Annotated in this window: 21 protein-coding genes; 4 read left to right on the plus strand and 17 right to left on the minus strand. The window is 68.4% G+C overall.

All coding sequences use genetic code 11. From position 1 onward, the window contains the following. Nucleotides 1–21: 21 nt before the first annotated feature. Both E0L36_RS23025 and E0L36_RS23030 read right to left on the minus strand, forming a co-directional pair. Nucleotides 22–870: a methyltransferase domain-containing protein gene (locus tag E0L36_RS23025; RefSeq protein ID WP_180931204.1), complete on the minus strand. Its 849-nt coding sequence runs from the start codon at nt 868–870 to the stop codon at nt 22–24. Between the two features lie 181 nt (nt 871–1051). Then, nucleotides 1052–2095: a Scr1 family TA system antitoxin-like transcriptional regulator gene (locus tag E0L36_RS23030; protein WP_180931205.1), complete on the minus strand. Its 1044-nt coding sequence runs from the start codon at nt 2093–2095 to the stop codon at nt 1052–1054. A 996-nt stretch (nt 2096–3091) separates the two neighbouring features. On the opposite strand from E0L36_RS23030, the gene E0L36_RS23035 reads away from it, so the two are divergent. From E0L36_RS23035 to E0L36_RS23045, 3 genes are all read left to right on the plus strand, one after another. Next, on the plus strand, nt 3092–3988 hold the full coding sequence (locus E0L36_RS23035; protein WP_180931206.1) for a helix-turn-helix transcriptional regulator: 897 nt from the start codon (nt 3092–3094) through the stop codon (nt 3986–3988). Further along, the gene (locus E0L36_RS23040) at nt 3985–4230 is read left to right on the plus strand and encodes a DUF397 domain-containing protein (protein ID WP_308416884.1); all 246 of its coding nucleotides are present in this window, start codon (nt 3985–3987) and stop codon (nt 4228–4230) included. The genes E0L36_RS23035 and E0L36_RS23040 overlap by 4 nt, the downstream gene beginning before the upstream one ends. A 323-nt stretch (nt 4231–4553) precedes the next feature. Then, nucleotides 4554–4784 carry a DUF397 domain-containing protein gene (locus E0L36_RS23045; RefSeq protein WP_308416885.1) on the plus strand — a complete coding sequence of 77 codons (231 nt, stop codon included), beginning with the start codon at nt 4554–4556 and terminating at the stop codon, nt 4782–4784. A 666-nt stretch (nt 4785–5450) separates the two neighbouring features. Here the strand turns inward: E0L36_RS23045 and E0L36_RS23050 are convergent. From E0L36_RS23050 to E0L36_RS23120, 15 genes are all read right to left on the minus strand, one after another. Then, a complete protein-coding gene (locus E0L36_RS23050; RefSeq protein WP_180931207.1) occupies nt 5451–5954 on the minus strand; it encodes a hypothetical protein in 504 nt (167 codons plus the stop codon). Then, nucleotides 5954–7393 carry a type IV secretory system conjugative DNA transfer family protein gene (locus E0L36_RS23055; RefSeq protein WP_180931208.1) on the minus strand — a complete coding sequence of 480 codons (1440 nt, stop codon included), beginning with the start codon at nt 7391–7393 and terminating at the stop codon, nt 5954–5956. The genes E0L36_RS23050 and E0L36_RS23055 overlap by 1 nt, the downstream gene beginning before the upstream one ends. Beyond that, a complete protein-coding gene (locus tag E0L36_RS23060; RefSeq protein ID WP_180931209.1) occupies nt 7390–7611 on the minus strand; it encodes a hypothetical protein in 222 nt (73 codons plus the stop codon). Before E0L36_RS23060 ends, E0L36_RS23055 begins: the two co-directional genes overlap by 4 nt. A gap of 172 nt (nt 7612–7783) precedes the next feature. Then, complete coding sequence (locus E0L36_RS23065) at nt 7784–9247, minus strand: ATP/GTP-binding protein (RefSeq protein WP_180931210.1); 1464 nt, start codon at nt 9245–9247, stop codon at nt 7784–7786. Then, on the minus strand, nt 9244–10773 hold the full coding sequence (locus E0L36_RS23070) for an SCO6880 family protein (protein ID WP_180931211.1): 1530 nt from the start codon (nt 10771–10773) through the stop codon (nt 9244–9246). Before E0L36_RS23070 ends, E0L36_RS23065 begins: the two co-directional genes overlap by 4 nt. After that, nucleotides 10770–12227: a hypothetical protein gene (locus E0L36_RS23075; protein WP_180931212.1), complete on the minus strand. Its 1458-nt coding sequence runs from the start codon at nt 12225–12227 to the stop codon at nt 10770–10772. The genes E0L36_RS23070 and E0L36_RS23075 overlap by 4 nt, the downstream gene beginning before the upstream one ends. Next, nucleotides 12208–13509 carry a hypothetical protein gene (locus E0L36_RS23080; RefSeq protein WP_180931213.1) on the minus strand — a complete coding sequence of 434 codons (1302 nt, stop codon included), beginning with the start codon at nt 13507–13509 and terminating at the stop codon, nt 12208–12210. The genes E0L36_RS23075 and E0L36_RS23080 overlap by 20 nt, the downstream gene beginning before the upstream one ends. Further along, on the minus strand, nt 13506–13850 hold the full coding sequence (locus E0L36_RS23085) for a hypothetical protein (protein WP_180931214.1): 345 nt from the start codon (nt 13848–13850) through the stop codon (nt 13506–13508). The genes E0L36_RS23080 and E0L36_RS23085 overlap by 4 nt, the downstream gene beginning before the upstream one ends. A gap of 65 nt (nt 13851–13915) precedes the next feature. After that, on the minus strand, nt 13916–14869 hold the full coding sequence (locus tag E0L36_RS23090; protein ID WP_308416886.1) for an NlpC/P60 family protein: 954 nt from the start codon (nt 14867–14869) through the stop codon (nt 13916–13918). 15 nt (nt 14870–14884) lie between these two features. After that, on the minus strand, nt 14885–15277 hold the full coding sequence (locus E0L36_RS23095) for a hypothetical protein (protein WP_180931215.1): 393 nt from the start codon (nt 15275–15277) through the stop codon (nt 14885–14887). A gap of 408 nt (nt 15278–15685) precedes the next feature. Next, a complete protein-coding gene (locus E0L36_RS23100) occupies nt 15686–16228 on the minus strand; it encodes a hypothetical protein (protein WP_180931216.1) in 543 nt (180 codons plus the stop codon). A 180-nt stretch (nt 16229–16408) separates the two neighbouring features. Beyond that, entirely contained in the window at nt 16409–17125 is a 717-nt protein-coding gene (locus tag E0L36_RS23105) for an ATP-binding protein (RefSeq protein WP_258016521.1), read from the minus strand. Between the two features lie 2 nt (nt 17126–17127). Continuing rightward, on the minus strand, nt 17128–17958 hold the full coding sequence (locus E0L36_RS23110) for a helix-turn-helix domain-containing protein (RefSeq protein WP_180931217.1): 831 nt from the start codon (nt 17956–17958) through the stop codon (nt 17128–17130). A 13-nt stretch (nt 17959–17971) separates the two neighbouring features. Continuing rightward, nucleotides 17972–18502 carry a WhiB family transcriptional regulator gene (locus tag E0L36_RS28610; protein WP_180931218.1) on the minus strand — a complete coding sequence of 177 codons (531 nt, stop codon included), beginning with the start codon at nt 18500–18502 and terminating at the stop codon, nt 17972–17974. Between the two features lie 73 nt (nt 18503–18575). After that, nucleotides 18576–18890, minus strand: coding sequence for a helix-turn-helix domain-containing protein (locus E0L36_RS23120; RefSeq protein ID WP_180931219.1), 315 nt, complete (start codon nt 18888–18890; stop codon nt 18576–18578). A gap of 343 nt (nt 18891–19233) precedes the next feature. Here E0L36_RS23120 and E0L36_RS23125 point away from each other — a divergent pair, with 343 nt between their 5' ends. Further along, nucleotides 19234–19665, plus strand: a complete 432-nt coding sequence (locus E0L36_RS23125; protein ID WP_180931220.1) for a helix-turn-helix domain-containing protein — start codon at nt 19234–19236, stop codon at nt 19663–19665. Nucleotides 19666–19725: the final 60 nt, after the last annotated feature.

A 19725-nucleotide genomic window follows, 5' to 3' on the forward strand; every position in this document is an offset into this window, starting at 1 on the left:
CCGACTCACGGGCGGAGACGTTCAACTGGCGGGGCGGCGGGGCGGGTTGCGGAGCAGGAGGCAGTGGGTGGGGCGGCCGTGGGTCTGGGCCAGCTGCCACTGGTGGAGGACCTGCCAGCCGTCGCATATCGCGTCCAGGGCCGCATCGGTCAGTCCCACCGGAGTGGTGCCGTCGCTGAGGGCGGTCATCACGTACAGCCGTCCTCCGGGACGCAGCCAGCGGTGGCGGGCCCAGGTCGTCCAGGTGAGGGGACGTGGCAGGCAGTGGAGGCTGAGGCGGGTGGTGATCAGGTCCACCGTGCGGGGTGGGAAGGGCGGATCGCCAGGCATGGTGTCGCGGGTGAAGTCGTGCTGGGCGTAGCGAATGGTGGGTGGTGAGGCCCTGCGAGCGAGGGACACCTGTTCCGCGTCCCAGTCCAACCCGAGAGTGGTGTAACCCCAGTTGGCCAGGAGTCGGGTGAAGACACCGGTTCCGCAACCGACATCGACCACGAGTCCGTCGCCGCCGCGTCCGAGCCGGGCGTGGAGTTTCTCCGTCTCCAGCTGGGTGATCAAACGGTCCGGGGGTCGCGGAAGCGCGGGTTGGGGAGCGGCGGTGCCGCCCCGGCCGTTGAGCAAGAGTTCGGGCGGGCCCGCCCCGGGGACGACCGCGCCCCGGCCGGGGAGGTAGTCGACCACGCCCTTCGCGGCCAGTTGAATCAGCGCGGAGCGCAGTGTCCAGGGAGTGGTGGACAACCTCCGGGCGAGGGGGCGTTGGATCAGACGGTCACCGGGTTGCAACTGCCCGGTGCTGATGGCGAAGTGAATGCGCCGCGCGACGCGGTCGGCTGCGGTCGGCCTGCGCGCGGCGGATAAGGGCGTGGACGGCACACCGGACTCCAGACACGAACGGGGCGGGTAGGGACAGGGCGACTGAACACAGCCCGAGGTGCGACTCACCGCTACTCACCGCGACACAGGGGTGAGCGCGAGAACGAGGCTCCGGGCCGGGGCCGGGCGGGGGTCCGCTCGTTTCGGAAGCCGACGGCCACCACGGGTGGAGTGGGTCCGTTCAGCGGCACCACGCGGCGCCTTGGTGCTCAACCGGTGGGATCGTGGCGGCCATGGCTCCTCCCCCCGCGTCTGAGCGGTGGCGGGCCTGTTCGCCAGCGGGGTTCATAAGTAGGCGATGAGCGCCGGTGGTTGGGGGAATACGGGGTGCGTGTGGTGGGTCACGGCGGGTCCCCGTCAGGAGCGCTCCGCGTGCGTCGGCCACCAGGTGACGGCTGACGCCCGCTGGTTCGGCCGTGTGGAAGGCGCGGGCGAGCAGTTCGGCCCGCCGTACGGCGTCGGTTCCGTGGCTGTAGTGGACGGCGAAGGTCGACTCGAAGAGCGGCAGCGGGTCCCGGTGCCCGGGCAGGGTCAGGACGCTGAGCGCGTTGCCCAGGGTCGGCGGCGCGTACCGCAGGGGCAGCACCCGCAGGGTGAGCAGGTCACGGCCGGACAGGTGCAGCAGGTACTCCAACTGGTCGGCCATCACGTGCGCGCCACCGACCGGTCGACGCAACACCGCCTTGTCCAGCAGCAGTTGGCGCAGAGCCGTCTGCCCTGGTCTGGCGGGGCGGTCCGCTTCGGCCGCGCTGTCCCGACGGCCCAGAAGCGGCCGGGCGGACGCGGAGGCGAGCGCGGCCTGGTAGGCGCGGGTGCGCAGCGGCGCGGGGATGAGGGCGGCGGTGTAGGCGCGGGTCAGCGTGCTGTGGGCCTCCAGACCGGCGAGCCGCTCGATGTGCCCCGGACCCAGGTCGCGGATCGGCGCCCCGTCAGCCCGGTCGGCCTCGGCCAGCTCGCCCGCCGGGTTCCGCGCTGGCTCCCCGGCGGCCAACAGGTGGGTGAGCGCCCGACGTTCGCCAGGATCGTGGACACCGTAGACCTCCAGCAGCCCCCTCAACGTGCCCTGGTCGAGGGGGTGCAGCCCCTGCTCAACGAAGCTGAGAGCGGCGGCCGTTAACCCCGCTCGCCGTGCGGCCCGGGCGAGACGGGTGCTGGAGCGGCCCGTCATCCGGTGCTGACGCAACGCGGCCCCCAGCACCACCCGCGCCACCGTCCCCCGCCTCACCGGAACATCACCCACTCCGCCACACGCGAACGAAGCGGAGCCGATCGACCGTCCCAAGGCGCACGGATCGCGAACTTCACGAACAACTCCCAAGCGGTCTCGCGGACAGAACAGATGGACACGCACATCCCCTGGCAAACCCGTAGGAGAAGGGGAGGGGCGGTGGTCAGTACGGCGTGGGCGGCCCAGCAGGCGCCGGGCGCGGACGAGGTCGGCTCCGCGAGCGGGCACGTGACCCACGACGCCGTCACGGCACCCCGCCCCCGGATCGCAGGCGAACCGTCAACTCGCCGGGTACACGGTTCACTTCCTCCACTCGTGGTCGGGCCGAGGTTCGGTGCAGCGGACACGAGCAGGGCGGAAACGCGATCGGCTGCGGCATCAGCCCAGGACGCGCGCCGTCGAACGACCGCCGCTCGTCCCAGGTCCGCCCGCCGTCACGCGAGACGCGGAAGGTGATCTTGCTCATCTCGTGACCCCTCTCTTTCGCGGGCGTGCTTGTCGAACCAGATGCGGGGCGCCGCTACTTCGGAAACATCTGTGGCGCCGACTCGTTCGACGCCGCACGACACGAGTAGGTGGTTGCCTAAGCCGCGTTGGGCCCTGGTGGCCCAAGGACCGGTTCGGAGATGAACCTCTCCGTGGCCGGGTCCACCAAGTTCCACGTCGCTCCGGAAGGCTGGTTCGACGCGAGAGCTGGCTGCTCCTAGGGCTGCTGCTCATGGCTGGCCTCGGCTTCGTGAGAGGGAGCGGGGAGAGGGCCAGCGGTAAGGAATCGAAGCGTCCGTGACCCGCGTGCTGGCTCTCACGGTTCCATGTGAACCACCGTGGCCGCTGTCCAAGTTGGACCGCAAGCGGTTCTCCAGTGAAAATTCACTGAGACTACGAAGTGGACTATGCGGCAACATGCGCAGCGGACTGCCCCGCATGCTCAGGGGGTATCAGCCCTGACGCAGAGGGCGACGCGCCACGCACGACGACGTAAGGAAGACGCTCATGGGGGCGAAGTTGGGAGCCACTGGTCGACGACTCGAACTCGGCATCCAGTTGCGACATTTGCGCGAGAACTGCCCACCAACGGAGAAGGACAGAACCCTCGGCATGACTCGGAAGGAGGCAGTCCGGGGGCTCAAGGGGATCTCAGAGGCGACGTTGTCCCGTATCGAAGGCGGTGAGATCAACTTCCGACGAAACGTCGGGAACTTGAGAACCCTCCTGAAGCGGTACAGCGTCACCGACCCCGAGCTTGTGGAGCAGCTCGTGGAGTTGAACCGGGATGCTCCGGGGGAAGACTGGCTCACCCAGTACCGCAGCTTCATGCCCACCGGCATGCCGCACTACGTCGGTCTCGAAGCGGAGGCGATAGCGATCACCGCGTACCATCCGACACTGGTGTACGGGGTACTTCAGACGCAGCGATACGCCAAGGCGCTACTGGAGGCGCATCGCCCCGTGGAGGACACCACGGCCGAATCGGTGAAGCGCAACCTCGAACTGCGCATGGAGCGCAAGGAGCGCGTGTTGCGCCCGGAGGGTCGGCCCCCTGCCCGTCTTCGGATCATCCTCGGGGAAGCGGCCTTGCGAACCCCGTACGGAGACGATGGCGTGATGCGAGAGCAGTACCAGGAGATCGTCGGGCTGGCGAAGAAGGATCACGTCTCGTTGCAGGTCATGCCCTTCCGTCGCGGGTACAGGTCGAATAATGACTTCACGATCCTGAACCTGGGCGCGCTTCCGGCCCGTGTGCAGACCGATAATGCATGGGGAGCTGTCTCCACGTCAGACAAGCCCCGAGAGGTGGACCGGTTCTCGCGCCGGTTCGACGCGATGGTGGGTGTAGCTCTGGGCGTGGAGGAAACTATCGATTTCCTGGAAGAACTGACAAAAGGGTGAAAGTTATCAATACGGATATCGCGATCCATGAGCTGCCCCCAGAGGGCGCGTGGTTCAAGTCGTCGTACAGCGACGGCACTGGCAACAACTGCATCGAGGTCGCCGGCCGGAGCAGCCGGATCTACGTTCGGGACTCCAAGCAGCGGAAGAAGGGCACCTCCGCGCTGGTCTTCTCTCCGTCCACGTTCTCGGCGTTCACAGAGGGCCTGCGGGCTGGTGGCATCGGCCTTGGTTGCCCGTAGCTGACCGCCCGAGATGAGAGGTGGTCCCCCGTAGGAGTGTTGCGGGGGACCACCTCGTCCTACCTTCACCCACGTCTCCAGCACCTCGCGGTCTAACGATGATGTGACGTACTTCTTGTCCTGGTCGCACTGAAGTTGACGATCTCGACGCCTGCGAACGCGACGGCACGACGGCCGTTGCTTGGTTCCCTTGGCGAGCCAGAACCGGTACACCGGGGAATAGGGCCCCAGGCTGGCAGGCGAGTCGCCACCGCTTCCCCCGTCGCCTTTCCCGTGGACAAATCACGGGACCGTCTTGATGAGTACCTGGAAGGACTGTACGAGTGACCAAACCCCATGGCCTGACAGCACCGCAACTCGAAGGCGTTGTCTGGCAGAAGTCGAGCTACAGCGGCAGTGGCGAGTCACAGTGCGTCGAGATTGCTGATGTGCTCCAGCGCCACAGGGGCATCGCTGTCCGCGACTCGAAAAACCCCTCCGGGTCTGCGCTGCTGCTCTCTGTCGGGGCGTTCGCAGACTTCATTGCTGATGTGAGTTCCGGCAGGGCCGGTTGATCTGAGACCCCATTACGAAGAGGGCCCGTATCCTCCGGTCCACATTCGGAGGATACGGGCCATTCGTATGTGACATACCCGCCGTGGCTGTTGCTGAGTACGTTTGCGGAGGTGTGCCGTGGAACCCGTATCCAGAACAGAATTGGCCACCGCATTGCAATGGCTGCGTGAGAGAAACCGTGAAACCTGGAACGCGGGTTGCTCGGCCAATGCTTCGAAAAATGCCCATTGTGCGACGCTCCTCCGGATCCTCAGCCGCCCTGGGGCGCACCGGTGCCTCCGAGGCGACCTGTGCGCCAGGCTCGATCAACTACTTTAGGATCGATGTGTGTTGATCGCTTGCGGAGGAGGGAGGTGAGAGTGGCTAAGCGTGCACAACGCCCCTGTCGGGGCAAGAGGAGCAGGCAGCGGGATACCGCCACATTAACGAAGGAACGGGAGCGAACGACCTTCGAACTCACAATACCTTTTGTGACCGTAAAGTACGTCCGCTCCCGTGACATGAGTTGACTGCTAGCAGAGAGGGCCGTTCCCCGCCTGGTTCGCGCCATGGGGGCGGTCCTCTCTGGAGAGTCGCGGCAATGACCTAAGTACATGCCGGAAATGGATTATGCAACGCTCGGTGGTCTGTGCGTCAAGTCTTAAGAGTCAATCCGCCCTGGGCGATCAGTTGCCGTACGGGTTCACCTTCGTCGTGTTGTCGCTGGTCAGGGCTCCCCACGCGGCGAGGTGGTAGCGGGAGGGGCGGGAGGTGTGGCGGCCGATGCGACACTGTTCGCCGTCAGCACCGAGGGTCGCGGCGGTGCGGTGGAGGAACCGGTCGTATTGCTCGTGCCAGGCCACGGTCGATCCCGGGTCGCGGTAGGCGTCGAAGCGGGCGAAGGCCAGGGCGGCGATCTCGTGGACGAGATGGTGATGGTCGCGCCAGCAGGGCGGGATGATCTGGTGGGGCTGCCAGGCGTAAGTGCGGTTCAGCCAGCCGCAGACGTGGTCGAGCCAGGCCAGAACCTCGGCTGCCAGGTCGGTGGGGAGTTCTCCCACGTCCCAGGGGTGGGGTGCTTCGATGAGAGGTTCGGGGTCACTGATGGCCAGGTAGTGGTCGGCCAGCGCGGGCGGCATCGGGGGGAAGCGTTCGAGTGGAAGGGCCACGTCGCGGCCCGGGTTGTGCATCAGGCGGACTTCCTCATGGCGTGCCACGTCGCCGCGTGCGCGGTGGCCTGCTGGCGTCGGGCGTGAACGCGACGGTCGCGTTCGGCCGCGTTGGCTTCGCGAAGCCGGGCGATCTCCGTCTGGATGGTCGGCCAGGTCTTCCACGTCCACATCCCGGACAGTTCCGTGATCACGGGTGCCAAGTTGTCGGCCAGGAGGAGGGCGTGACCCGCCTCCGTCTCCAGTGCCTTGATCTGGTCCGGGCGGAGCACGGCTTCGAGCACGGGCGTCGTGGCGTGCGAGACGGAGTCCAGGGAGAGGGGGCCACCGGAACGTGTGGTGGTGGTCTTGCCGCGCTCGATGTGCCCGGCCAGCTCGGACAGTTCGCGCAGGAGGTCGGTGTCCTTGCTTCCGCCGAAGACCAGGACGTTGTTGGTGTACGCGGCCAGCTCCCTGGCGTCGGCCGGACCGAACCGGGCCTCGGCCGAGGCCCAGCTCTGGAGCCCGTAGACGACGGTCATGCCACGGCCACGTCCGTCAGCGACGCGTTGGCGTAGTGAGGGAATCGGGGCGATGTTCGGGGCTTCGTCCAAGGCGGCGAGCAGGGGTGGGTCGAGTCGTCCGGCGGGGGAGGTGGCCGCGTGCCGTTCCGCCTGGTCCAGTAGGTCCTCGCTGATCGCGGTGATCAAAGGAGCGACGGTCGAGGTGGCGGAGTCCTTGCCGAGCAGGTAGATCGTGCCCCCCGCTTCCAGGAAGCCGGGGATGTCGGTGGGGTGCGTGCCGTCGTCCAGGGCTTCGATGACCGACTGGTGGGCGAAGCACTCCAGGACGGAGTCCAGAGTCACCCGCGTGTTGCCGACGGTGCGGTCATCACCGGTGGTTGCGGAGAGCAGCATCGCTGCCCAGCCCGGTCCGGCCCCGGGGTGCCCGTCGAGGATGGCTAGGGGGGCCGGATCGGTCAACGTACGGGCCCAGCGGAGCAGTTGAGGGAGACGCGTGCCATCGAGGTCGGCGGCGTGCAGGAGACAGGCGAGTACTTTGGCCGCCTGGCCCTTGTAGAAGGCGGCCCCCTCGGAGGCTTCCTGAACCACGCCCGGAGTACGGGTGCCGGCGACGGCCGCCTTGGCCCGGCTGAAGGCCACGTGGGTGTCCGCGGCACCGGTGATGGGCGACCAACGCAGCTTCGGCAGCGCGGGAGCGAGATCCTGCGGGTCCAGCACGAGGACGGGGCGCTGGTCGCGTCGGCGGGCGTCCAGGGTCGTCTCCACCGTGTCGGCCTTGGTGGAGGTGGCAAGGACCGGGCCGGGCCAGTGACGGATCAGCGGAGCGAAGAACCGCAAGGTCTTTCCGGAACCCATGGGACCGATCACTCGGCACGCCTTGTCGGCACGCGACCACAGCTCCACCCCGCGGGGCCGCCGCGAGGTGCCGAGACGGTATCCGAACTCGTGGGGGTTCACGTGCGCTCCCGGTCCGACCTCGTCCGGCTGGTGAGGGAGGGGCGCAACTCGGTGGCTCGCAGCACCGCTTGGGCGGTGAGTTGCCGCTTGAGACGACGTTTCGTGGCGAACCCCGAGTCACGGCCGATCCGAGCGGTGACGATCCACGCGGCCAGCAGAGTGACCGCACCCAGTCCCACGCACAGGTACAGCACGGTGCTGGTGTCGAGCGCGTTCACCGGGCCGCACCCCTCCCCGTCAGAACCCGCATGAGGGACCGGGCGAGGTGGTGGGTGCGTCGGCCGCACAGCGCCAGTAGCGGGGTGGAGGGGAGGTGCCGCCGAGCCCGGGATCCGGAGCGGGGCGCCGTGGAGGGGGTGTGCCTCGCGGTGATTGGGAGGCGCGGGGTGGTCAAGGTCGCTCCTGCTGGTGTGCCGTGGGTCGAACCGCCTGGGGCGCGGTGGCGGCGAGGTCGGACATGGACCCGGAGGAGAAGCACAGGTGCTGTTCGGCTTCCGTGAGCAGGTGCTGGACACCGGGGTAGAGGGTGTCGCCGACCTTCCACAAGGCGATGCCGCGGCGTAGCCGCATGATGTGCTCGGCCGTCCACGTGGGGAGGCCGAGACGGTCGGCGGTCGCCCGTGCCTCGGCGTGCTTCATGGAGTAGACGACGATGGTGTCGGCCATCTTCAACGCGGCCTGGGTCTTAGGCGAGTCGTCCACGTCCGAGAGGTGATGGACGATCAGGACGCAGGACAGCCCCAGGCCCCGGGCGAACTTCAGGAACTTCTCTAGGAGCAGGGCGAGTTGGGGCGTACCCAGGATGTGCCAGGCTTCCTCGCACACCAGGATCCGCTTGCGCTGGACGTAGCGATGGCAGCCGGTGTCCGCGCAGCCGCCCAGGTCCCAGGCGCCGGAGCCGGTGCTGAGCGGGTTCCGCCGATGGACGCCCGGGGCGGCGCCACACTCGCACACGGGACGGAGCCAGACCTCCTCCAGGAAGACCGCGATGACGGCGACCAGGATCGTCATGGCGACGCTGCCGGACGGAATCCGGGTGAGGTCGAAAGTGATCAGGTCGGTGCCCAGATCGACACCGATGCTGGTGGGGCCATCCAGCATCCCGGTCAGATCCCCCGAGGAGTCCGTTCCGCCGCACAGCCGGTCCACCACGTACGACGCCTCCAAGCCGTCCGCGAGGAGCTGTTCGCGGCTGCGCTGCTTCGCCCGCGCTTCGGCGGCGTCCGGATCACGTAGCGCCGCGGCGACATCGCCCAGGACCGCTGTACGGCCCTCGTGCCCAGCCTGTCGGTGGGCCCGGCGCAGAGCGATACGCAGTGCTGATCCGGCGAACTCGTCCAGCCGTTCACCGAGACCGAGTTCGATGAGGGTACGCACCAGCTCGGCCTGCCGCTTACCCGAGATGGCCGGGTCCAGAGGGTTGATCCGCGCCCCGCTCGAACTCCCTCCCGGGGTGAACCGGACTGGTTCCCGCCCGGTGATGGCCCGCCCGAGCGCGGCCCACTCGCCCTCCTGGCGCTCGGCCTGCTCCTTGGTGTCCAGCACCACGACCTGGCGACCCAGCCGCACCTGGCGGGCGGCGTAGGTCTTGGTCAGAGCCGACTTCCCACGGCCCGTATCGCCCATCACGATCATGTTGCCCCCCGGTAGTCCGTCACCGAACGTGGAGAAGGGGCAGTAGACGAACGCCTTCCCGGAGTACAACTCGCGGCCGACGACGGCCCCCGCGTTGCCCAGGGTGGGCGGGGCGATCGGAAGGTACAGCGACTGGGAAGTGGTCGTCGCGGTGTGCAGGGGACGCCGGACGGTCTGGTGACGCGGATTCAGCAACGCCTTTCCGAGGAGGCCGTTCACCGGATGCCCCCGGCGAATGGCAAGGTGTTGGCGAAGGCCCGCGCGTGCTCCAGGTCGAGCCATTCGAGACGCAGGTTCGCGCTACGCGACCTGGCGTCGGCAACGCGGCGGGTCTTCTCCAGCTCCGCCGCACCGCGTGCAGAGACGGTCAGGTAGCCCACGACGGCCGCGCCCGCGGCCCCCGAGCGGGCCAGCTCCATTCCACGGCTCTCGGTCGCGTCCGCGGCCAGCACGTCGCGCGGATCGATGTTCTTACCACGCTGGACACTGCGGTGCAGCTCAGCGCGGTTGTTGGTGTCCTCGGCCAACATCCGGGCCACTGCCCGATCGTTGGGCTCCAAGTCCTGGGTGATGGCGAGCGTCCGGATCACGTCCGGCATGCCGATGAGCAGGGGGGAGAGGAAGTCGGGCCCGACCGGGGTCGTGGGCCAGGCGACGACCGCGGCGGTGGCGTGGAACCAGGGCACAACCGACCCCGCGGCCCGGGCGGCGAAGTACGTACCGTGACGGATGTCCACGGTGCGGGGGAAGGCGTGCTGCCGGGGCAGACCGGTGTCCCATATGGCGTGGTCAGGGTCGTAGGAGTTGCGGATCAGGGCAGTCAGCGCGGGACCGTCCAGCGGTGCCATCACCGAGAGTTCGGCGTCCTCGCAGCGGGTCCACAGCTCCTCCAGGGCATCAGCGAGCACAGTGGCCACACCGTGATCGCCCTGTCCCTCCGCCTCCGCCGCGAGATCACGCGTGTAGGCGGCGTGCACGGTGATGTAGTACCGGTGCTCCTCGGCCGAGGTGGAGACGGCATCCGCCAGCTCGGCGTAGGACTCGGTCAGCCACCGCGGAACGTTCGCGGTCGCGGCCGAAGCGTCCCGTGTCGCCAGGTGACGCTGGTGAGCGTAGGGATCAGACTTCAGTTGGCGGGCCAGGACCTGGACGCGTTTCACGGGCGTGTCCACGGTGTTTCCGAACCCGTCCAGCAGCTCCCGCCAACGCTCCAGCGCAACGGTCTGCTCATCCACGTCCTTGCCGCCGAGTCCGGGAGACGCGATCTCCAACGTGGCTGTCACACAGCCGGACTGGGGTTGAAGGATCACCACGGCATCCCGTCCCCGTACCGTCACGGGGATCCACGTCATGCCCTCCAGCCCCTCCGGCTCAGCCACGGCCGACTTCGGCGCGGTGCCGTCCGTGTGGGTTCCCGCCTCGATCGCCGGCGAGACCCAGACCCCACCGGTGCGCCGCAGTGCCTGGCGCCGGTGGGCGAGGATGCGCCACCACCGGTAGAGGGTCCGTCGTTCCCTGGCGCCGCGCGGCCGGTAGGGCGCGTAGACGACGAGGGCGGCCAGCACGATCGGCAGTGCCGAACCGACCACGGCGAGTGCGGTGTGGGAGGAGAGGACGTAGCCAGCCGCGACGCCGAGTGTCACACCGGCGGCGAGCACCACCTGTTCGCCGAGCTGTCGGGCACCGACGAGGCCGGTGGGTCGGAGCTTGCCGAAGACATAGGTACGGGAGGGCGATGCCGTCATGAGCTGGTGTCCCTGCGGGAGTTGGGTGGTTGGGGGCCGGGAGTCGGTGGGCGCGATGCGGACCTGGGCGGTGGCGGCGGTGCGCCGCCCGAACTGGGAGCCGAACGTGATCCGTTGGCGGGTGGTGGTCCTCCGGACGGGGGGCTGTTGTCGGCACCGTCCGTGCCAGGCGTGGCGGCGGCCTTCCGCTTCGTGAGGTCGGCGCCGCCCTTGGCCGCGGCGACGACCGCTCCCGCCGGACCGGCCGCCGCAGCGGCGCCTCCCGTACCGGCGCTGGCACCGGCCCTGGCCCCGGTGCCTGTTCCGGCCGCGCCTCGCGAGCCGCTGGCTTTCGACTGGCCGCCGACCAGGGAGTCCTGCACGTGATGCCCCATGGCCCGGTTCATGTGCGTGGACGGGCCGTCCACGCTGGCCATCGGTCCGGCCGCGGTCGCCGACCGGCGGGCCTGGTAGAGCCCGGCCATGTCGTCACCGAAGACCGGAATCCACCTGTAGAGCACGGCCGAGGCGAAGACCGCGAGGAAGAGGATCAACGCACCGGACAGGATCTGCGAGACGGAGTCGGCCCCGGCGCCCTTCTTGCCCGCGGTGTTGCTCATGATCGCGCTGCCCAGGCCGAGCAGGGCGACCAGGACCGGTTTGGAGAGCGCGAGCGCGATCACCAGTGCCACCCACCGCTTCGTCTTGCCCCACAGGTCGCGGTCGACCAGACCGGCGTTCACCAACGGAGCCAGCGCCACGGCGACGTACAGGGCGGCACTGCGCACCAGCAGCTCTATCCACATCATCAGTGCGCCGAGCAGCATCACCAGGTTGACCACGATCAGAACGAATGCGCCCGCCTCGGGACGGGAGGAGAGCAGTTTGATCATGGAGGTGAGGAAAGGCTTGAAGTTCCGGGTACCGCCCGGGGCGAAGACCTTGGTGACCTCGTCAACCGCCGTGATCAGCAGGGCGATGGTCCCTGGAGTGAGCGCCGTGACCACGAACTGGAGCGCGAGCAGCCCCACCGCCTCTCCCGCCGCCGAGATCACCGGAACGCCGCGAACGGCGCGCTTCGCCACGGCCACCAGCCAGAGCGCGACGGTCATGACGCTGGAGGCCGCGAAGATCAGTGCGTACTGGCGCAGGAAGCCGGGGCTGGTCAGGTCGATCCTGCTGCTCGCTTCCAGGAGGCCCAGCAGCTTTCCCAGGAACCAGATGTTGGCGTCGGCCAGTTGCTGGAGGATGTAGTCGGTGGGTGAGCTGAGGAAGTCGATGGTCTCCTTCGCCTCGCACACCATCGGTATGTGGCACCACCAGCCCTTGCCGGCGGCGGCTGCGGGCGCGACCCAGCCCAGCGTGAGCAGTCCGGTGAGGAAGGCCACCACTCCGAGACGGCGTCGGGCTGGGGAGTACCCGGACCGTCGGACGCGTACCAGTCCGGGCGCGTCCTCACGCAAGTGGAGCCGCATGCCCCGCACCTCCCAACGGGGCGAAGCTCCCGGCCGGTGCCGCCGGGGCGTTCGGCGGGGCGGCGGGCACGAGGTCGGTGCCTTCCGCGATCGTGACCGCGCGCCAGGAAGCACCGTCCCGGACCAGGTCCACCGTCAACCGCTGGAAGGCGACCTGCGGCTCCTGCCCGTCAGTGGCCCCGGCCAGTCCACCCACCGAGGCCGTCCACAGCTCGACGGTTGCCGCTCGCGAGGAGACCTTGACCGGTCGCACTGCCAGGACGCTCGTCCGCATCACCAGCGAACCTCCTCCGGAGGCGGTTCCGTTCGGACCGATACCGCGGTTGGTGGTGATCAACCGGGCGGTCGCATCCGCCTCCACGCTCACCGCGTCCAGCGCGGAAGGAGCGGTTGTCGCCCGCAGCACGTGAGCCCGCCAGACATCGTCGAGTACGAAGTCAGCTCGCCCCTGGATCATCACGGTGGTGGCCGCGGCAGACCGCGCCCCCGCCTCGCCCGACGAGGAGGCGAAGGGCAGCTTGCGGGCAGGGCGCCCAGCGAATACCACGTCGTGGGCGGAAGGAGCAGCGAAGTCGCTGAAGTCCGCGGCGGTGCTCACCGACTGCCGAAGCGATCCCGCCGGGCGAGGCCCTGTTCCGGAGGTCAGGGACCTCACCTTCCAGTCTCGGTCCTGCCAGCTCAGTCCGACGGTGACCAGGTGGAAGGACGAGCTTGGACGTTGTCCCGAACTGCCCGCGCTGCCCTGAACGTTGACCATCCACAGGCGAACCACGGCGTTGTGGACGCTGAAGGAGCGCACCTCGGCGGCGAGCACGCCGGTCCGCGCGACCGCCTTCGCGGCATCCTCCGGCAGCCGACGTTCCGCCGAGGTCGCCGCGCGCTCGGCCTCCTGCGCGACGCTGTCGTGGAAACCCGCCGCGGCGATCGTTCGTACGGTGTGGTTCCGGGTCTTCCGGTCGCCCAGCACGGGGGCGGATCCCAGCACGGTGACCGTGTTCGCGGCGGCGCTCTTCGCTCCCTCGGACGTACGGGGGTGCCCAGTCGGCACTCCGTCCCGCACCTGTACCGAGGTCGAACTGTCCGCTGACGGCGCGTGGTTCGTGGGCGAGGCTGTGTGTGGCGGCGGTGCGGGCACGGTGCTGGCCGTGACGACCAGCCCGAGGGCCGTGACGGTGACAACGAGCGCGGCACCGATCCACAGCGCCGTCCGGAGCCGGGGATCCGCGCGGCTGGTGAGCGAAGCGGGGCGTTCGGAGCGCGAGGAGGGGGGCACGCGGATCACACGCCCAGGCCGTAGGTGATGGCGAAGATCGTGCCCAGCGAGGCGATGAGGAAGACCCCGGCCAGCCCACCCACCATCATGCCCTTGCCCCGGGAGGTCTCCATCGTGGAGTGCCCCTCGCCGACCATGCCTTTCGACTTCGCGAGGCCGACGATGAACGTACCGGCGGAGATCACCAACGCCACGGCGGCGACGGCGCCCAGCAGGGTTTTCGCCGTGGTCCCGAACTTGGCGAACGGGCCCCATGCGGGCTGGACGCTACGGATCATGTCTACGCCAGCAGCCAGAACCGTTGGCGGGGAGTGCAGGGCTGCGTCGGACAGCGCGAAGAGGGACTGCATGGGCAGGACGCCTTTCGGAACGGAGAGACAGGGGAGACCGGAGGAACGAGGTGGCGGCGTCGAGATCAGGCGATGTGCCGGATGGCCAGCACGCGGGGCGCCCATTCGTCCACCGGCCGGATACGGATACGCAGGCCGGTCCGGGGCGCGTCGATCACCTGGCCGCCACCGAGGTACATGGCGACGTGTTCGGGGCGCTTGGCGCTGCCGCGCGTGAAGAGGAGGTCACCGGGACGCAGGCGGGAGACCTCGCGCACGGGCTTGCCCACACGGACCTGCTCATAGGTGGTCCTCGGGAGGTTCACCCCGCCCGCGCGCCAGGCCATCTTCATCAGTGAGGAGCAGTCACAGGCTTGGTTGCCCTGGAACGGTCTGACACAGGTACCTCCCCAGCGGTACCAACTGCCGAGCGCCGACTTCGCCGCGCGAACCGCGCGTTGGGCCGCGGGGCTCGCCGAACCGGCCGTCGGACGCAGCGGCGCCGCCCACTTCTCCGCCAGGCGGCGGATCTTGGTGACGTACGCGCGGGTCTCTGGATACGGCGGGATTCCGCGGTACTTCAGTACCGCGGCGGGACCGGCGTTGTAGGCGGCCAGCATGTTCTCCACCAGGTCGCCGGGCACGTCCTTGACCTGGCGCGCCACCTGGCAGTCGTACTTGGCCTGGATGGGGATGACATCCCGGGGCGCCATGATGTTGCGCTCACCCTTCGGATCGAGCGAGCGCCAGGTGTCCGGCATGAACTGCGCGATGCCCCGTGCCCCGGCCGACGAGACGGCTTTCGGGTCGAATCCGGACTCCGCGTACAGCTGAGCCGCCAGCAGCGACGCAGTAACCTGCGGGCACGCGTTCTCGGCGGCCTTCTCCACCAGAGGGTGGATCCATCCGGGTACGGGAGTGCCGGTGTCGACCAGGCCGCCGGCGCCCTTCTGGTCGGTCTCGGCAGCCCCCGCCCCGACGCCGCCGAGTGCGGCCATGGCCAGCAGCGTGAGCGCGAGCGCGCCGCCCAGAACGGCCACGATCACCTTCACCGCTCAAGCCCACGGCAGGTCGTGAACCCGCCACGCGTCGCGGGTAGTTCGCGTGAGGGCCAGCGTGAGCTGTTCCTCGGTCCGACGTGTCGGGTGCCCCTTCCCCTTCTCCGTCCGGTGGTAGAACACCCGGACCAGCGCGGTGTCATCGGATGGTTCCGGAGCGCCGTCCGGGACGCACACCCTGGTGGGTACTGCGGAGATCACCGCTTCGCGGACCCGTAGCGCGGCCCACGATTTCCGCTGGCCCGGGCGCTCTTCGGTGAGCGCACTGGTCAGCGGTTCGGTGGAGTGGCGCTTCGCCCGGTGACCGGTCGCCGAGTAGGAGGAGTCCCGCCCGTCCCGAGCGTCGACGGTGACATAGGCCCTGGTGAACGCTTTGGCTACCTTGATCACCGCAGGTGGCACCTCGGTACTGCCGACGTGTGTGGTGGGTGGGGCGGCAGAGGGGGATGCTTGGCGCGCGGTGGACTGGTGCTTCGGCTGCGGGGTGCCGCCTCCGGTCGGAGCCGGGGTGGTGCAGCCAGTGGTGAAGCCGACAAGAGCGGCCAGCAAGCAATTCCGCGACGTGGTGTGTGAATTGCGGATCGCCATGAGGGACCTCATTTGTCATTGCCCGTCATCGAGTCGCGGAAACTCTGGCCAAACACGAGTCCAGTAGGTTCACCGCGCTCCGGAGTGTGGGCGTCGGCCCCGGCGTGATGGGGGATGGAGTTCCGGGGCCGACGCTCGGCATATCGCGTTGCGATCGCCGATGACAGGTACTCTCACAGCGTCTGCCGTGTTCATTCCACGCCTGTTGTCTCAGTTTTCCTGTGACGTGGTTCTCACCAGGTGGGAAGTGCGGAGATGGTTCAGGGCAACCGCGAGCCACGGCACCGCCGCACCGGTGAGCCGCACGGGCAGGCAGCCTCGGTATCCCAGGCTCGTGCCGAGGGCCTGGTGGTCGGTCACACAGCTGAGCAGCTGGTCGTGTCCGTAACCTGACCAGCCAGCGGCGTCCTGCCGCAGGAGATGCAGGGCGGACCCGGTCAGTACGGCGCGGGTGGGCACGTCGTCTCGCCATCGAGCTGCTGCCTCCCGTTCGGCGGCATCGCGACGCTTGCGATCCAGACGGGGATTGTCCACCCACCTGTGACCGAGGTCGGGATGATTCTCGAAGAACCCGGCTCTCCCCACGGGGTACTCGATGGGTGCCGCGTAGTACAGGGAGCTGGTGCACCACACATCAGCGACAGCGTATTCGTCTGGTGGGAGCTGCATTCCTGAGACGGCTATGGAGAGGAAAGCACCTCCGGTCGCGAGGTGCGATTCCAGATCCTTTGCGGCATCCACTGCCTCGGTCACGCTTGATGTGCACGGTCCCCAACGAGGGAATGAAACCCGTGATCTTCTGAACAACGGCATACTTTCTCCGTAGACCTGCGCCCCAGCGGCGTCGTCGGGACGGGATCGGGCTGTGAGGTAGGGCCTGAACGGAAACGCCGGTGAGCGAGCGTGCTCGTCAAGGCGAGTGCCCGTCGTGGGTCACGCGGCGTCGCGTTGGCGGCGGTCCGGCCCCACCATGGGCACGATGGTCGTCATCTCGGCCAGCCGACTGGTGACCCGCTCGCCCAGTTGCGAATGGAGGTCGGGTGAAGTCCCGTCACGGGCGGGAAAGTTGCTGGTGAAGACCGTGGGAAGGCAGTGCACGTACCGGTAGTCGATCAACCGGTAGGTGACTTCCTCCGTCCACTCACTGGACTTGCCCGCGCCCAGGTCGTCCAGCAGCAGGAGCGGGACCGCACACAGCCGACGAAGCTCCGCCTCCGTACTCCCAGGCACCCCGTTGGGGCGGAGCTTTCCGTACAGCTGTGCGCTGGTGAGCGCGGCAGCCTGGAACCAGACCGGGCCGGTCTCCGCGATCAGGCGCAGGGCACCGAAGGCCGTGTGCGTCTTCCCTGTCCCGGTGGTTCCGGTCAGCAGCAGAGCCCCGGCCGAGGAAGCGTCGCGACTCACCGCGTCGGACCAGGCCCGAGCCCGGGGCTCCTGGACGACGGCATTGCGGTAGCGCGCTGGCGTGATCGCCTGCCACCGGCCCACGGCCACCTCCCGCCGTTGGCGTCGGTGCCACTCCCGGTCTCCCGGCCCCGACACGTCGTCGAGGCGATCCCCGCCCACCACGGTATCCACCGGGATCCCGCGCTGGCGCAGAACGCGTTCCATCCGCACCATCACCGCGTTCAGCGGTTGGGGGGTGGACATGCTCAAAACCCGTTCTCGTAGGCGCTGATGGCCGTGGTGTTCCGGTAGGGCCGCCAACCGGCCCGCGCGGCTGACACGTTGCTTGTGCTTCGGCCGTCGGCGCCGGTGGGTGGGGCCTCCGGTAGATCCCCCCATACCCGGAGGAGATACCGAGCTGACCGCGGCGGGTGCTCGGAGTCCCAGCGTCGTCCGGCAAGGTCCACCAGCTGCGGAACGCCCCACCGCCCGACCAGGGTGTCCACTTCGGTCCACTCCGCCTCGGAGAGCCGCCATCCGACCACCATCCCCGAGGAGCTGAGCGCGTCCACCAGGGGCCGAACGGTCGGCGGCGCTTCGTCCACGCTCCGGCCCGGGCTGGCTGGCTTGCTTGAGGAAGGAGTACTCCCGAAGGGAGTACCGTCCGCGCGCGCACGCGAGGACGGCGCGGACCCAAATTCCGGAACGGAATTCCTCGTTGTGGTCTCGCTCTTCCGGTATTCGGTACGGCATTCCGCGGAAGCGTCTTCCTCTGCCGCACCTGCCGGGGCTCTCTGACTCTGGGCGCCCAATGTGATCTGGTACTCGTTCCGGCTTCCCTCGCGCCGCACCCGCAGCTCGTTCATCCGCACCAGCTCGGCGAGGCAGTTGCGTACGGTGCGTTCGGTCAGCAGGGTCTCCTGGGCGAGGCCGGTCTGGGATATCTCGACCCGTCCCGTTGTGTCAGCGTGCCGCGCCAGCGCGAGCATCACGAGCCGCGTCGCTCGACGCGACCTCGACAGACGCCACACCCGCACATCCCACCCTTCGCCCACAGTCGTGGGCCGTGCGTTCTTCGGTCGCTGGGCCTGCGACATGGTGAATGTCCTCTCACGCGGCGGGACGGCGTCCGGGGGTCTCCGTGTCTCCGGTGTCCCGGAGTCGCCCCCTGCGAGCGCGAGTTCGTAGAAGGGGCACGGAGATCCCGAGGCCACGAGCAACGCGACGGGGCGTGGGCACACTCGACCGCGCGTAGAGTTGCACCGCTCGGCGTTCCTCGGCCTCCGTCAGCGGGACAGGTCGACCCGCCAGGGCGGCCCGAACGTTCTCCTCGTCCACCCGTCGGCGCCACAGCTCGTGAAGATCCCGGCGGTCACCGGGTGTTGTGCCGCCCCGCACGCCGAAGTCCGAGTCCTCCTCCAGCGCCGTGATCAAGCACGTCGCGCGGGTCCGCGCTGGACACTTCCGGCACAGGGCGATGGCTTGTACGGTCGCCAGTTCGTCACCGAAGAAGAGGTCGGGGTCGTCTGCCACGCAGGGAGCGGCTTGCCAGTCCGCCCGCGGGTCGCGCAAGGACAGCAGGTCCTCCCAGTCACCGGCGCGAGCACGCTCCACCGGTCGTCGGAGATCAGCAGTGATCATGGATTTCTCCCAATTGGCAGGGTCCGCCCCTCAGGGGGGCGGGCAGGCGGAGAAGCCGTGAGGCGACGCGCACTCAGGCCGCGTGCCGGCGCCCGGCGCGGGACGGCTTCAGGTCGGAGATGGAGGCAGAGCCCGCGCGAGAGTCGGGCTCGCCTTCGGGTGGACACACGGCGAACATGCTCGAAATCGCGGCGATGTCCTCGTGCGAGAACAGCACGTACTTGCCCATCTTGCGGTGGGGCAGTGTGGCGATGCGCTCCCTCAACCACTTCTCGCTTACGCCGAGGCGGTGGGCCGCCTCCTCGTAGCCGACGTGCACTCGCCGATCTCGGGCGGTGCGGAGCACCGCCAGCAGTTCTTCCAGTCCTTCGGACTGTGAGTTCCCCACCAACCCGGTATCCGGGACGGGTGATGCAGGCCAAGCGTTGGTCACGGCAGGTTCCCTCCCCGGGGCAGGCCAACGGCGCACGGGCAAGTGCGGCGCAGGTTGGACGGCGCCTGCCGGGACCGGCTGACGTGGAGAAGGATCCACGCCCCGGGGCGGCAGGACGACCAGTGTCGTCACTAGAGTGATCGCTCACATGTAGTGGCGATACTTTGGCGTCGTATCCGACTGGCGGTGACTCTAGGGGGAGGCAACCGGGGGGTGTCAACCCTTTGGTGTCGACTTGGAGGTCATGACGACACCGCAGTACTCTCGCTCCAGGATGGAGAGAGTGAAGGGGGATGTGATGCCCACGGACGACGAGCTGCCGTTGCTGGCGCGACGGTTGAACCAGCTCTTCGAGACGGTGGTGAACCCGGAAACCGGACGGAAGTGGACCAATGCGGAGGTGGCACGGTCCATCGCTTCCACCGTTACCGCCGACAAGCAAGTCGCGGCAAGCACGATTTCCCAGATGCGATTGGGGGTCAAGTCAAACCCCACCGCCTCTACTCTGACCCTGCTTGCCCGGTTCTTCTGGGTGACGCTCGACTACTTCGTTGAGGAGGACGAAGTGGAGGCGGAGCGGGCTCGGGTGACGAGTGAACTACTGCGAGTAGCCGAGGATAGTGATGTGCGCAATATCGCATTTCGATCGAGCGGGCTCAGCGTCGAGAGTCTGAGAATGGTCACAACCGTGATCGAGCAGGCCCGTCGTTTGGAGGGGTTGGATGACTGAGAGGGTCAGGAATTTCGCGGATTGTGATCGCTGCGTCACTATCTGACTGCTCTCCGTGGT

Origin of the sequence: Streptomyces sp. AJS327 (assembly GCF_013450295.1) — a bacterium.
Lineage (GTDB): Bacteria > Actinomycetota > Actinomycetes > Streptomycetales > Streptomycetaceae > Streptomyces.